General features: G+C 41.2%; 12 protein-coding genes. 5 read left to right on the forward strand and 7 right to left on the reverse strand.

Translation table 11 applies throughout. The annotated features are described in order from the left end of the window. Positions 1 to 98 precede the first annotated feature (98 nt). Positions 99 to 1,559 carry a GTP-binding protein gene (locus tag VB620_RS10770; RefSeq protein ID WP_323196147.1) on the reverse strand — a complete coding sequence of 487 codons (1,461 nt, stop codon included), beginning with the start codon at positions 1,557 to 1,559 and terminating at the stop codon, positions 99 to 101. 257 nt (positions 1,560 to 1,816) lie between these two features. On the opposite strand from VB620_RS10770, the gene tpiA reads away from it, so the two are divergent. Both tpiA and folP read left to right on the forward strand, forming a co-directional pair. Continuing rightward, the gene (gene tpiA, locus VB620_RS10775) at positions 1,817 to 2,542 is read left to right on the forward strand and encodes a triose-phosphate isomerase (protein WP_323196177.1); all 726 of its coding nucleotides are present in this window, start codon (positions 1,817 to 1,819) and stop codon (positions 2,540 to 2,542) included. 206 nt (positions 2,543 to 2,748) lie between these two features. After that, entirely contained in the window at positions 2,749 to 3,600 is an 852-nt protein-coding gene (gene folP, locus VB620_RS10780) for a dihydropteroate synthase (RefSeq protein WP_323196148.1), read from the forward strand. Between the two features lie 59 nt (positions 3,601 to 3,659). On the opposite strand, the gene VB620_RS10785 is transcribed toward folP, so the two are convergent. From VB620_RS10785 to VB620_RS10805, 5 genes are all read right to left on the reverse strand, one after another. Next, complete coding sequence (locus VB620_RS10785; protein ID WP_323196149.1) at positions 3,660 to 4,499, reverse strand: SPFH domain-containing protein; 840 nt, start codon at positions 4,497 to 4,499, stop codon at positions 3,660 to 3,662. A 345-nt stretch (positions 4,500 to 4,844) separates the two neighbouring features. After that, on the reverse strand, positions 4,845 to 6,494 hold the full coding sequence (locus tag VB620_RS10790; protein WP_323196178.1) for an alpha/beta hydrolase: 1,650 nt from the start codon (positions 6,492 to 6,494) through the stop codon (positions 4,845 to 4,847). 96 nt (positions 6,495 to 6,590) lie between these two features. Beyond that, positions 6,591 to 8,087 (reverse strand): SLBB domain-containing protein, encoded by a 1,497-nt coding sequence (locus VB620_RS10795; RefSeq protein WP_323196150.1) that lies wholly within the window; start codon positions 8,085 to 8,087, stop codon positions 6,591 to 6,593. Between the two features lie 331 nt (positions 8,088 to 8,418). Further along, a complete protein-coding gene (locus VB620_RS10800) occupies positions 8,419 to 8,823 on the reverse strand; it encodes a hypothetical protein (protein ID WP_323196151.1) in 405 nt (134 codons plus the stop codon). 66 nt (positions 8,824 to 8,889) lie between these two features. After that, on the reverse strand, positions 8,890 to 9,753 hold the full coding sequence (locus VB620_RS10805) for a M48 family metalloprotease (RefSeq protein WP_323196179.1): 864 nt from the start codon (positions 9,751 to 9,753) through the stop codon (positions 8,890 to 8,892). A 353-nt stretch (positions 9,754 to 10,106) separates the two neighbouring features. On the opposite strand from VB620_RS10805, the gene VB620_RS10810 reads away from it, so the two are divergent. Beyond that, entirely contained in the window at positions 10,107 to 10,394 is a 288-nt protein-coding gene (locus VB620_RS10810; RefSeq protein WP_323196152.1) for a hypothetical protein, read from the forward strand. A 187-nt stretch (positions 10,395 to 10,581) separates the two neighbouring features. On the opposite strand, the gene nifH is transcribed toward VB620_RS10810, so the two are convergent. Beyond that, a complete protein-coding gene (gene nifH, locus VB620_RS10815) occupies positions 10,582 to 11,478 on the reverse strand; it encodes a nitrogenase iron protein (protein WP_323196153.1) in 897 nt (298 codons plus the stop codon). A gap of 1,153 nt (positions 11,479 to 12,631) precedes the next feature. Between nifH and VB620_RS10820 the strand changes: the two genes are divergently transcribed. Both VB620_RS10820 and VB620_RS10825 read left to right on the forward strand, forming a co-directional pair. Beyond that, the gene (locus VB620_RS10820) at positions 12,632 to 14,257 is read left to right on the forward strand and encodes a cation:proton antiporter (protein WP_323196154.1); all 1,626 of its coding nucleotides are present in this window, start codon (positions 12,632 to 12,634) and stop codon (positions 14,255 to 14,257) included. Positions 14,258 to 14,341: 84 nt separating this feature from the next. Then, positions 14,342 to 15,112 carry a pentapeptide repeat-containing protein gene (locus tag VB620_RS10825; protein WP_323196155.1) on the forward strand — a complete coding sequence of 257 codons (771 nt, stop codon included), beginning with the start codon at positions 14,342 to 14,344 and terminating at the stop codon, positions 15,110 to 15,112. Positions 15,113 to 15,177: the final 65 nt, after the last annotated feature.

The following is a 15,177-nucleotide window of genomic DNA, read 5'->3' on the forward strand; positions in this document are numbered from 1 at the left end:
GTACACAGAGAAATCAGGGTTTGAGTGGTCACTGAGCAGTTCGACAGGCTCACTGTAACACTTGTCGAAGTGAGATATTTTGCGTAAGTCCTGGCTAATTAAGATTTCAGTTTTACCTTTTGTTGCAATTCCTCTTTAATCCTGTTGAGGATAGATTTTTCGTCTAAGTTCTCCAAAATGCGAGAAATCACTGCTTTTGGACCCTCATCACCCCAAGTCGCCCCATTAGCCAAATAAACTTTAGTAACTTGACCAATACCATAAGAAGAAACACCAGCCACACCAGCTTGAGTAATAGCCACTGATACATAAGGCGCAAAAGTAGCCCCAGCCGTAGCTGATGCAGAGATCCCCAACACAGTTTTTAATCCACTCAAACCTAAATTAGCTAGTAATTCACTAAAACCGATACCGCCCATACTCAGGGCAATTTTCTGGAGTAATTGCACAGCACCGCTTTCACTCATGGGGATGCCATAGAGTTTAGATAAACCTAAAATTAAAGAAATATCAATAACTATACTACTGAGTATATCGACAACAGTTACCGGATTGAGTGCAATGGCGATCGCCTTAGTCATCACAGCCTTCCAAATCAACTGATTAGCATTTTGTTCCCGAATCATCAGTTTTCGTGCTACCAATTGCTCATTCACCTGATCCGCATAAAGCATAGTATTCAGAGCCACCAACGCCTTACCTTCACGGTGCAGAATCTCCAAAATTTTCAGCTTCAATTCTGCAACTTGACCTGTACTTGTACGTAACTGCACCCCCCTACTACCATCAGGGCGAACAACCGCCGTCCTGACCACAGGAGATGCAGCTGTCATCACAATTTCCAGAGGGGTGAGTAACTCCCTGACCCGTTCATCTCGGATTTTGCGATAAATTGCCATCCGGTCAGCTTCAGGATACTGATCTACCTTATTGAACACCAGAATTATCGGTTTACCAGCCTCCCGTAACTGAGACAAAGCCTCATGTTCTATCTTCGTCATATCCCCAGAAATCACAAACAAAATTAAATCTGCTTGTTTTGCGACCTGTTCCGCCAACGCCGCACGAGTATCACCATCGACTTCATCTAACCCAGGAGTATCAATTAGTTCCACTTGAGATTGACCGCCAGCAGGTAGAGTTACCCGTAAAGTCCGGTCATTTTCCCCAATTGTCTCCTCACTAATACTCCAGTTAACACTTTGAGAATCACGGGTGACTCCATGCAAAGGTCCAGTTTCAAACACCGTTTCTCCCACCAAAGCATTCAGCAAAGAAGACTTACCACGTCCCACCATGCCAAAAGCCGCAATTTGTACCACCATGCTATCCAACTTACCTAGCATAGTTTCCAAATCAGCCAGTTCAATTTCCAATCCCCGTTTCTCCTGGGGACTCAAATCAATATTGGTAACTAAATTTCGCAGAGCCGTTTGTGCTTGCTTATAGTTGAGTGACCTTTGGATGTCATCAAAACTAAAAATAGCACTATCCAGTTCTTCCTCCCAGTTAGATGAGTCACTGCGATCGGGTTCAGGTAAAGGTAATGTAGAAGTCATAGCAAGTAAAATTCACAATTTGGGATGGTGTCCCCATATTCTTATCCTAGTTATTTTTAACAGGGGACTGGGAAGAGGCAGGGGGGAAGATGCAGGGGGGAAGATGCAGGGGGGAAGATGCAGGGGAGCAGGGGGGAGAAAACAGTAATTTCCTACTGACCAATGACTAATAACTAATAACTAATGACCAATGACTAACAAAAAGTCCTAAACTGAAAAATGCATCTAGTAGCCTTAGAATCTTGACTAAATCACCTGTGAGAAAAATAGTTATTGCCGGTAACTGGAAAATGTTCAAAACCCAGGCAGAAACCCAGGATTTTTTACAGGGATTTCTGCCTCTTTTAGAGGAAATACCCCCAAGACGGGAAGTTGTATTATGTCCTCCTTTCACTAACTTAAACATTTTATCCAAGACTTTGCATGGCAGCCTCATCCAGTTAGGGGCGCAAAATCTTCACTGGGAAGAGAATGGAGCCTACACAGGCGAAATTTCTGGCCCCATGTTGACAGAACTTGGTGTACGTTTTGTAATTGTCGGTCATAGCGAAAGACGGCAATACTTTGGGGAAACAGATAAAACTGTCAATCTCCGCCTCAAAGCCGCTCAAAAGTATGGTCTGACACCAATTTTATGTGTAGGGGAAACTAAACAACAACGAGATACTGGGGAAACTGAATCACTTATTATCGCCCAGTTAGAGCAAGACCTCATAGATGTGAATCAGAATAATTTGGTGATTGCCTATGAACCAATTTGGGCAATTGGGACTGGTGAGACTTGTGAATCCACTGAAGCTAATCGCGTCATTGGTTTAATTCGTAGTCAGTTAAGTAATCCCAATGTTCCCATTCAATACGGTGGATCTGTGAAGCCAAATAATATTGATGAGATTATGGCTCAACCAGAAATTGATGGCGTTCTTGTGGGGGGAGCTAGTCTAGAACCTGCAAGTTTTGCTCGCATTGTCAACTACAACTAATTTGATATGCAACGCTTTTTCCCTGGCCGCGCCGGGGAATGCGTGTATCAATTTTACCTTGATTCATAATTCTACAAGCACCACAGATAAACACAAACAGGACTTACGCAATGATTGCCAAAAATCTTGATTTATCGAACCGCCAAGCCGCCAAGAACGCCAAGAAAATGTAGATTATGCGTAAGTCCTAACAAAATAATTTTTATATGTCAAGCAAGTTAATAATTCGAGAACGCTGTTTTGCGTGGGGACAGCGAAGTTACCTTATGGGTGTTTTAAATGTCACCCCCGATAGTTTTAGTGATGGTGGCGCATTTAATAATAGCGCTGCGGCTTTAGCACAGGCACAAGCGATGGTAGCTGCTGGTGTTGACATTATCGATGTAGGAGGTCAATCGACGCGACCAGGAGCAGAGCAAATAACTCTTGCAGAGGAACTAGATCGGGTACTGCCGATATTAGAGGTTCTGCGACCAGCAATTACAGTGCCAATATCCGTAGATACTACTAGAGCTACTGTAGCTAGAGCATCTATAGAAGCTGGAGCGGATATAATTAATGATATTTCTGGTGGCACATTTGATTTAGAAATGCTACCCACAGTCGCAAGTTTAGATGTGCCAATTGTTTTAATGCACATCCAGGGAACGCCGCAGACAATGCAGCAAATGACTAATTATCAGGATTTAATGGCGGAGATTTCTGGTTTTTTAACAAAACAAATTTTAACAGCCACTTCTGTAGGTATTGATAGCAGGAAGATTATTATTGATCCGGGGATCGGTTTTGCCAAAAACTATGAGCAGAATTTAGAGATTTTTCACCAATTGCGTCAATTAAAAGCCCTAAATTGCCCTATTTTGGTAGGAGCATCCCGCAAAAGTTTTATTGGTCGCATATTAAACCAACCAGATCCTCAAAAACGAGTGTGGGGAACAGCAGCAGCTTGTTGTGCGGCTATTGCTCAAGGTGCTGATATTCTCCGAGTTCACGATGTTTCGGAAATGCGTGATGTTTCACTGGTAGCCGATGCACTATTCCGAGAAAAGAATAATTGAACGCAGATGAAGACGGATGAATTGATGGATTTGATGATTCTGTGCAGATTTAGATAAAATCACATACCATTTTCCGAGTTTTTACCATTACCATCTTGAGATATGGAATCAGCAATTAATTGGTCATAAACTTCATTGGTTTTACTGGGGTCGATGAAGACAATTTTAGCGTTATTACTTTCACCAAGTTTTTGGCTAGCTATGACATAATCTTGAGCCACTAGATATCTGAGAATTTCTCGGCTTTGAGGATGAGAAAGTAGGGCTTCAGATATGATTTGCATTGAGGTTTGAGTTCCTTGCGCTCTCTTAATAGCAGCGTCACGTTCTCCTTCAGCTTCAAAAGCCAGCGCCCGTTTTTTGATTTCCGCAGCTCGCTCTTCTTCCATAGATTTTCGGACACTTTCCGGGGGTGTAATGCTTTGAATATCTAAGCGAATAATCTCCACTCCCCAATTTTCTGTTATTTGGTTTAACTGATTTAAAATGGCTGCGTCCATTTCTGCACGGGAAACATTGGTTTCTTCTACAGTGTTCTGAGCGATGATTTCCCGGAGTGTGGTTGTTGTTAGTTGTGTCAGAGAACCTTGGAGATCGTCAATTTCGTAGAAACTTTTGACCATATCTCTGATGCGCCAAAATACGACAGCATCAACTTCTAGGTAAATGTTATCTCTGGTGATCACATTTTGAGGTTTGATATCTAAAAACTGTTCGCGTATTGTATCCTCCATCACAATCTGATCGACCAAAGGCACAATAAAGTTGAGTCCAGGGGAAAGTTTGCGATGATACCGTCCCAGGCGTTCTACTAAGGCTTCGTTGCCTTGATTAATTAGTTTTGCTGATCCTAAAGCATAACCTATGAGGGCTAAGACTATGGCAATAATTGGCTCCATATATTCTCCTATCAGCCTTTGGGTAAATTGAGTGTAAAAGGATATGGTACTACTTTAGCCCCTGATTTCAGTCTGATGTTTTGGGTCTGTAATTTTATCTACATTCATTATGTAGTTTGATCACAAGCTAGTATCAGAGTCAGAGGTCTAATATGGGGTTGATACTTTGGCAGAATGCAATTGTCATTAAAGCACCTGGATTACACCCTGGCAATGAGGATTTAGATGATTCAATTTATATACACATAGGACTTACGCAGCAATTGGCAAAAATCTTGATTTATCTAACCGCCAAGCCGCCAAGAACGCCAAGAAAAGGTAGATTATGCGTAAGTCCTAAGTAAGTTAATCACTGGAGACAAGATTGAGCCAAGGTTGAATATTTCTTGGTAAGTCAGAATTGAACCGGAGGGGAATTTCTGCTGTAGATAGTGATTGGGCGTAAGCTGGTGTGAGGAATTGTTGGTAAATCTGGGCCTGTGGTGTGTCTTGTTTAATAAATGCTAAGGTGACACCACGAATTAGTTGGCGTAGGGAGTTGGTTTCTGCTCCTCGCTTTTCTCTGACGATGTTAGCGGTTGCACTGAGGGGATATGTGGGATCGGTAATGCTCAAGTGTGTCCCACCAATGGCTGTTAATAGATATTTAGAACCACGCAGTTGTTGAAAGGGTCTGAATTGATGGGTTAAGGCGGGGGTAAGTGCGTCTTCAGTTCCCGCTAGGATTAATACGGGTTTGGTAATTTTACTGATACCGTTTTTACCAAAGAGTTTACCTACCAGGGGGTTTAGCGCGATCGCACTCTGAACTCGCGGATCTTGCAAATCTGGTTTACTGTCTTTTAAACTGGCTGCTACACATTGGAATAAATCACCGGGGGATTCGCTAAAAGAAAGAGATGTTTTGCAGAATTGTTGTAATTCTTTTAAGTCTACTTCTCCACCCACTAAGGCTAATGCAGTGTAACCCCCTAAAGAGTGACCAATCACAGTGACTTTCTCTGTGTTAAATTTTCCTGAAAGTTTTCCCGATGAAGTATTCAGTTTTTCTAGTTCGTTGAGCAAAAAGCTGACATCTTTTGGGCGATCAATAAATTCACTAGCTGGTAATAGTTCCGCTAAATTCCTTTCACGGGAAGCATTATTGATGGCTGTGGAGTTACTCCCAGGATGTTCAATTGCAGCGACGGTAATTCCGTGAGAGGCGAGATGATTGGCTAAGTAGCTAAAGAAGCGACGATTGGCTCCGAAGCCGTGGGAAATTACTACCAGTGGACCTGGGGTGGAAGTTTGGCTGAAATAAATATCTACGGGAATGGTGCGACCGCGTTTTCTGTCTTGTAGGGTGAGTGTCTGCTGCTGAACTGGGTTTTTTCCCCTGGCTGCTGGGTCGAAGCTGGGCTGAAAAGACGTATTATTTTTTACTAATAATTCCTCTGCCAGCACTAATCCAAAAGCTTGGTTTTGTAAGTTGTTGGCGTTAAAAGCTAAGGCGATTTGCAGTGCTTGGGTAGCATCTACAGTAATATTTTGTGGTGGATAGGCTCGCAAAAAACTAATGGGACTTAAACCATTAACTTGACGTAGCGCTAGATAAAGACCTGCTTGAATCCCGGCGATGGTACTACCGGGTATGGCTGATTCCAAAGAGGAGACTAATTGTTTACCTTGTGGCGATCGCACTAACTGCTCAAGGAATTTATCTGCAAAACTTGGTTCTATTTGTAACTTTTGATTCAGTAATTTTCCGACCTGTGGCGTTAAGACAAAACTATAAATTTCCAGGTTTTCTGGTAGTTGTCCTGTGCGGGAAAATTTTTCTAAATCGGCGATCGCTACCGACTGCTGAAACGGACCCAAACGGATAGTAATTGTTTCGGCGGCGATCGCCAAGGGAAGACTCACCCCCCAACAAACAGCCAGAGTTAAGCTACAGACAAATCCCTGTAAGCAAGATATTTGAGGTAGATGTTTTCCCAAACGGAATAAAATCATCACATTCCAAAAGTAGTTCCATCACTTGACTACTAATATGGGTTTGAAGTTGCCATTTTTAAATAATCTGAACAACTTCAAACGAATGGGATCATTTTAAAAGAAACCGAATATCGCTCTAAACACTCCCAATAAACCGCCTAGAGGATTAAGCACCGCACCCACATTATCACCAGTACGAGCTAAACCAGAACGGTTCACAATGATCACATCATTATTACGGAGTATGGGATTCGTCTCCTCATTAATGTTCTCAGAAAAATCAACTTTAACTTCCCGCTTAGTTATAGAACCATTAGGATTGAGCCGAACCAAATCCACGGTACTTTTTCTAGCTCTAGAATCGTTGAATCCACCAGCAGCTAACAAAGCTTGGTTTAATGAGCTATTAGGCTTAATCTCAACCGATCCCGGAGTTTTGACTTCACCTACCACACCCACTTGAATTGTGGCAGCAGACAAAGTAGTGTTAGCCAATTCAGTTGCTTCGGCTGTATTTACCGCACTAGCAGTAGGAATAATGATGGTATCTCCATCCTGCACAATAATGTTTTGACTGATATCACCAGTCTGTAATAATTGCCAGAGGTCAATATCTATATTTTGTTCTGAACCTGTTCTAGTGAGACGGCGCAACTTGAGATTACGAACATCAGCTTGTGATGTAATTCCCCCAGCTGATTGCAAGGCACTCATGACAGTAGGTAAACCACCACCTTCTGCACCAGGTCCAACCAGATATGAACCGGGACGATTAACTTCACCAATAATGGCTACATTCCTGGGTGTGGTAGTGCTAGCGGCAAAGTTAGCTGAAAATAAATTACGTGCTTCTGCAACGTTAAAAGTAGTTGCTGTTGGAACAACAATGGTGTCCCCATCGCGTAAAGTAATATCTTGGTCTATCCGACCAGTTTGAATCAATTCCTTTAGGTTCAGATTCACAACTTGCTCAGAAGAACGTCCTACCTTCCGTCTTAATTGGACTTGAGTCACATCTGCTGCCAAAGTCACACCTTGAGCCGTAGTCAAAGCAGCTAATACAGTTGGGTATTGAACGCCGGGATTATTACCCGCGCCGCCTTGTAAATTCAGAGTATAAGAACCTGGCCTTGTAACTTCTCCGGCGACCAAAACATTAATCGGACGAGGGGATAACAGGTTCACTGAAATTAGAGGACGCTTGAGAAACCGAGAATATCTCCTGGCGATTTCATCAGCGGCCTGTTCGGTGCTGAGACCCAGAACTGATACACTGCCAATTAAGGGTAAGTTGATTGATCCACCCGGAGGAATTTGGTATTCACCAGTATATTCTGGTACTTCAAATACATTTACACGAATTAGATCACCACCACCCAAACTGTAATTAGTGTCAATTGGGATAGATGGTGATTCTGATTGTGTTGTGGGGATGATTGGTTGTGTACCCGGTAGTTGTGGTTGTACTGAGGGAAAACTTGGTTGTGTTGTTTGTGATATAATTTGTCCCTGAGCTATGCTGGCAGAAGGCGCAGCAACATTAACAGCAGTTAATAAGGCAGCACCCAAAAATGGCTGGGTGAGGAATTTCAACAAATCCGAGTTAAGCATATTTATCTGAGACTTTGAGACTTTTATCGCCATAGTACTGCCTAAATATCTGAATTTTGACTATACTTTATTATTTAAGTTCTTCGATTCTATTGCCCCAACATTCTTATTTTCCTAGAACATCGTAGTTTTCCGGAAGGATATTATTTTTTATCGTTGAATTTTTCATAAATTTTAATTAAAGATCACAAAAAAAAGCAACTAATTCGCGTAATTCCCCGGTGTTATGCCCAAGAGGTATATCAGCGAATTAGTTATAGTTTAAACTCTATGGACTGTCTGAAAGCTTAGTAGTTTGATGGCTGAAAAATATTCAAAAACGCCAATTATGTTAACGGCGAGGAGCATTAAAAGCGTCCCAGGCGGCTTGAGCTGCATCTTGCAGGCGATCGCCAAAATCTGTAATTTCTTTAACGAGCAAATCCCAGTTTTTTTCTGTTTCTTCTTGCATGGTAGCCCAAGAATCCTCCAGGCGATCGCGCGAAATTAGTTTTTCCCCTTCAATTGCTTCTCTAGCTTCACGCACAGCATTAATATAGGTTTCACGCGTCAAAGTACCTGCTGATTCTGCTTCTTTTTGGGCGCGTATTTTCAGCGCCGTAATTAAAGCTTTAGTTTCACTCTTGACATCATCCGTTTCATCCACCATCTCAGTTTCTACCATTTCATTGGTTTCAGGGCTAATTTCGACAATAGCTGTAGATTCTCCAGATTCGTTATTGTTGTGAGGATTCATAATTACAATTTCCTTATTTGTAAAACTGCTATTTCTGATGAGAACTTTAGCGACAGATTTGAGGAATTATGTCGTTGATAATTGTCTCTCTAACTTTAGCAATTCTTCAACTCGTGCTGCTGTGGCAGGATGGCTAGAAAACAAGTTACCCAAAAACTCACCGGAAATCGGGTGAATAATTAATAACGGCTCAAAAGAGGGATTAGCATTTAGAGGTAGTTCTTTGGCCGTAGCCTCTAACCTTTGCAGCGCCTGAGCTAAAGCGCGGGGATTACCAGTTAATCTAGCTGCACCTGCATCGGCGGAAAACTCCCGTGTCCGGGAAATTGCTAACTGAATAATTGTGGCTGCTATAGGCGCAAGTAAAACTGTTAACAACAGACCTAAAGGATTTCCACCTCTGTTATCATCTCGTGAACCACCACCAAACCATAAGCTGTAACTTACCATTTGTGCCAAAAACGAAACAGCCCCGGCAATTGTGGCAGCGACAGCTTGTGTGAGAGTATCACGATTAATAATATGAGTCAGTTCGTGAGCAATCACTGCTTCCAGTTCATCATCTGGTAATATATTTAAAATACCTTCAGTCACAGCCACAGATGCGTGTTCTGGATCACGTCCGGTAGCGAAAGCATTAGCAGTTTGACTAGGAACAATATAAACACCCGGCATAGGAATATTAGCGCGATCGCTCAATTTCCTCACCATATAATATAGTCCCGGCGCTTGGGCTTCAGTCACAGGTTGGGCGTGGTACACACTCAAAGCAATCTTATCTGATTGATACCAAGAAAACAGATTTGTTGCTGCGGCTAAACCAATACCAATAATTAAACCCCCACTACCGCCAATTACCCAGTAGCTAATGGCAATCAACAAACCACTAAGCACAGCTAATAACGTCACAGTTTTTAATTGATTGTTCATCATTTGGCTCTCCCGCTCATACTGTATGAGATTTGTGAGAAAACAGCATCACTCCAGTCGCATTTTTATTCTATCTAGCCAAACTCAGAATATTGGTGCAGAAAACCTCTGAAATTGAGTAGGGATTTCACCCTTAAACTTTGGTATAGCATTTACACTTATACAAGCCTATTTAGTTTTTTTAAACACTTTCTTTCATAACAGGATATACTCTATAAGTAGTAACAATTATATTTACATCAGTTTCCCGCAAAAACTCAGTGTAAAATCAGGTGATACAAGCTTAAGTCCCATACTGAGTGATATCACAATATAATGTTTAACCAAGCAGCACGATTAAACGTGTATAAACAATGCCAGATACTTCAAATTTAGTTTCCGAATTTGAAACATTATTTAGACAAAAATTAAAATTAAATAATTGTAAGCTGAAAAAGAAAAGGCAAGAGAATAGTTATGAAATTATAACTCCAGCCAAAGATATTTTTTTAATGTCCTGGTGTAACTTTCCAGACGTTAACTTGATATATCAGCCCATAGGGATACGCACACAGCAGACTTTAGTTTACGAACGAACTATCCGTTCCCACATTAATTTTTGTTTGAGTAGTATCCAGGATAATACACAGACAGCCGTATAAATTTAACAATGTTTGGGTGGGTAAAACTCACCCTCAAGCACAAGGAAAACGCACCTTATTTCCTAAAAAATTTATATTGATCCGCTTAAAAATAAAAAGCTAGAGAATAATTATAAATTACAACTCTAGCCAAAGATATTTTTTATAACTTAAAATGTCTGGGATGAGTACTACCCATCCTGAAGAACTACTTAGTTATTGGTGATTCAGTAGCTGTTTTACCAACTAACATTGCGGCATTTTCTTCACTTTCAAGAATACCGAATTCAATCAACAATTCTTCTAGTTCTTCCATTTCTATGGGGGTAGGAATTGTCAGATTTTTGTTGTTGATAATCTTGGTAGCCAAAGTCCGATATTCGTTACTTTGATTACTATCAGGTGCGTACTCGTTTACTGTCATCCGACGTAACTCAGCGTGTTGTACAATGTTGTCACGAGGTACGAAGTGAATCATTTGGGTGTTCAAGCGTTTCGCCAGGGTTTCGATTAAATCAACTTCCCTGTCAACGTTACGGCTGTTACAAATCAAACCACCCAAGCGCACCCCACCAGTGTGAGCATATTTAAGAACACCACGAGCGATGTTATTAGCAGCGTACATCGCCATCATTTCGCCTGATGTGACAATGTAGATTTCTTGCGCTTTACCTTCTCTTATTGGCATAGCGAAACCACCGCACACAACGTCGCCTAATACATCGTAAGATACGAAGTCAACATCTGTGTATGCACCATTTTCTTCTAAGAAGTTGATGGCGGTGATAATACCCCGACCAGCACAACCTACACCGGGTTCTGGACCACCTGATTCTACACAACGGACACCACGGAAGCCGGTCAGCATGACTTCATGTAGTTCGATGTCTTCTACAGCGCCTCTTTCCGCAGCCAATTGTAGAACACTGGTTTGAGCTTTACTGTGTAGCATCAAACGGGTAGAATCAGCTTTGGGGTCACAACCGACGATAAGAATGCGCTGACCCATTTCCGCCATAGCAGCCAAGGTATTTTGAGAAGTAGTAGATTTACCAATACCACCTTTACCGTAGAATGCTATTTGTCTAATTTTTTCGTCAGTCATGATAATGATTTCCTACAATTATTTTGTTGATTGGTCTGAAAGTTTCTATCAGTCTTTCAGGCTTGGTTAGGTATAGTGAAACCACCACGAGCTTGATATTGGTGACGAATTATGCCACTTTTTCCAGTTGAGAAGCTGACACCTGAAGGTCAATTCTCATCCATATATCACTTCCGCCAAAAAGTTGCGTTGATGCAGAGTATTTTTGTTAGGAAATGCTCAAATGATATTGCAAGTGTTACCAGATGCACTGATGACGCAGCTTTTTAAAGCTTGAATCAAGCATTATTAGTTGTTGTAGTATCCCAGACGGTTGCTCAAACCTTAAGAGTAGTTGCAGCAGGAATTTAAGTTTATGTAGAGTGCATCCTTTAAACTACATAAATAACCAACCAACCAATATTGCAATTTACTCTCAATGGTGACTACAATTTTCTTGATTTTGCTGATGTTATGAACGCCAAGAACTTCTAATTCATTGAATTAGCCATATCATGAGTAATAGAAGGACATCAATCCTTACCTAAAAGTGGTACTCTTGCTCCGGCAATTTCTTGGTGATGTTTGACAATATGGTTAAATTCCCGGATATGTGGAACAGTATCAGCTCGGCTTGAACTTTATGTTCCAACAGATAAGAATGCTATGACTTAGTTCGCAGTAGAATATATTTTTCTCCGCTTGTGCTAAGTGAATAACTATTCTAAGTTCTATTGAATTGTTAAGTTTTACTAAAAGTCTTTCTTCCTAGACTCTAAGTTTAATTGCATCTGGAGGGTAATCCCAACTAGGTTAGCCAAATCTTATGTGCCTACACTAAGGCAGTTTTGATTGACTTCAAGTTGTTACGAAAGTTACTATCCTACCTAGCCTGAGTTTACCTATTCGTTACAAAAAGCGGTAACGAATCGAAGCGAATTTACCAGAGCAAAAAAACTTTATTGAGCTTGTCTCAATTACGTGAATTTTTCTACTGCTTTTACTTTTTTGATTCCTATACGAAGCATAACATATAAATTTCTATCTATTTATTGAATGCAAATTTATTTTTTTCATTTAAGCAAAATGGATATTGTTATTAGTATCGTAAATAGCAATATGTAATTAGCTAAAAATTCTTTGTCTATAAATTGCACCTTCTGGAGTTATGGGAATGTTAGCCAGTATATTGTGGATTTTAATCATGGGCTTTTTTGTCGGTCAACTTGCTCGACGTTTAGGCGCTCCACCTTTAATTGGGATGATTTTAGTGGGGATAATTCTTAGCCCCCAAGTGCTAAATCTGATTAATTCAGATGTGTTGAATGCTGCGGATGATTTAAGAACTTTGGCGGTGATGATTATTTTGATGAAAGCTGGCTTAGGTTTAGACAGAGAAAAGTTAGCTCAACAGGGAACTGTAGCATTGCGTTTAGGTTTTTTACCGGCCACTATCGAAGCGATCGCCATCGCCTGTGCAGCTATGGTAATCTTTAAATTTGACTTTCTCACTGGGTTACTTTTAGGCTGTGTGATTGGCGCTGAATCTCCGGCTGTGATTGTCCCCGGAATGCTGAGACTCAAAAGTTTAGGCTGGGGCGTTACCAAAGGCATACCCGATGCAATTCTGACTGGTAGTGCCTTATCTGATGTACTGCTGTTATTAGTTTTTAGCCTGTTGCTGAGTTTCTTGGGTGATGGAAGTGTTGACCCAATCATCCTCATAGGAGGATTTACCCTCACCCCCTTGCAACTGCTTCCACTGCAAGTCATTATGCAAATTTTACTAGGAGTGCTGTTTGGCTACTTAGCAGCCCGTTTATTGGTGGTGCTATTAGTAAACCAAAATTGGACTCAAAACGCCGTTCAAGATACCGTAATTGCTGCCAGTCTCGCCTTATTTTTAGTCATTTCGGCTCAGGCGTTGCCTTATTTTTCTGGTTATTTAGCAGCAATGAGTTTAGGTTTTTTCCTGATTGAATTAGATGCGCCCCTAGCTAGAAAATTACGCGGTGGATTTGATAGCCTCTGGATAGTTGCGGAGATTTTTCTGTTTGTTTTATTGGGTGCAACTATTCAACTGCAAATATTAGGAAATATTCTCTTACCTGGTTTAGCAGTTCTGGCAATTGGTTTACTTCTCGGTCGGATGCTAGGCTGGTATCTTTCCACACTGGGCAGTAATTGGAATTGGCGGGAAAGACTGTTTTTATTACCAGGAAACTCAGCTAAAGCCACAGTACAGGCAGCTATTGGAGCTATTCCCCTTGCCCAAGGCATCGCGGGAGGTGAGATAATTTTAGCGATCGCAGCTTTATCGATTTTAATTACAGCACCTTTAGGAGCCTGGGCAACGATGACCTTTGCACCTAAATTATTACAACGGGGAGAAGTTGATCCCACAAAAGTTACTGTTACAAGTTCTACACTATTATTAGCAGCAGTTGATACATCTAGTTTAGCTACAGCCGTTTTAACCAAAGTCGCAGATTTAGCACGACGCAGTAACGGTGAAGTAATAGTTTTGCATATAGTTAATTTCCCCAATCAGCAAGAAATCCAACAACTAGAATCACAAGCTCAAAAATTGTTATCAGATATCAGATATAAATTTTTCACGGTTACAGGTACGGTTCCAGAGGAAATTATTCGCACTGCCCAAGAACATCACGCCACAGCGATTATTATGGGAAAACGGGGTCATCAACCTTGGGAAAAAGTCCTGATTGGCTCAGTATCGCAAACAGTTTTAGAAACTAGCCCCATACCTGTGATTGTGGTGGAAAATCTTCAATCCTAGTCATCTCAAAAACTACAGATGGCAAACTTATCAGGTTACTCATATCATAAGTTTAAGTATAAATCTATAGCTGAAGCTTGTGTAATGAAAAGTCAAATTTTAGCCACAGCCATATTCTTAACTACAATCAGCCTGGTAACAACTGCCCACGCAGCTAACTTTGAACACGTCAGACAGTTATTAGCCACCAAAGAATGTCAAAACTGCGACTTGAGTAATGCAGGTTTAGTCATGGCTGACTTATCTGGAGCGGATTTAAGGGGTGCTAATCTGACAAATGCTAACCTCAGCCGTGCCAATTTAAGCGGTGCTGATTTAAGAGGTGCAAATTTAAGCCGTGCTGGTTTATTTGGTGTTAATCTTAGCCAAGCTAAACTGACTGGGGCAAATCTGATCGGTGCTGACTTGAGAAACACCTATTTAGCTAATACAGACTTTAATGATGCTTCCCTCGATGGTGTTAACTTTCAAGGCGCAGTGGGAATACCCATGCAACTCGCCACACCAGAGGAATTTTATGCTTTAGGTGTAGCAGAAGCACAAAAAGGGAATCAAAAACAAGCCATTAATTATTTTGATCAAGCGATCGCCTCTCAGCCAGAATACGCAGGAGCTTACTTAGCCCGTGGTGTTGCTCGTTACCAAATATTTGATAGAAAAGGTGCATTTGCAGATGCCGAAATTGCCGAAAAAATGTTTACAGAACAAGAAAACGAGGCAGGAATCCAGACAGCACAGGCTTTCATGCAAGAACTACAAACACCATACTCTAGCGAAGTGACTACTGGTAAACCTAAGTTTTTCGACTTTGTAGGTAGTCTTGGCTCAGTTTTACTACAATTCTTACCTTTTTAAATCCTGAGTTCCAATGAATTGGGTTTGTTGACCGAAAATAACTGTGGACTCTGGCTCAAATGTGC

This window comes from Nodularia harveyana UHCC-0300, from assembly GCF_034931085.1.
Lineage (GTDB): Bacteria > Cyanobacteriota > Cyanobacteriia > Cyanobacteriales > Nostocaceae > Nodularia > Nodularia harveyana.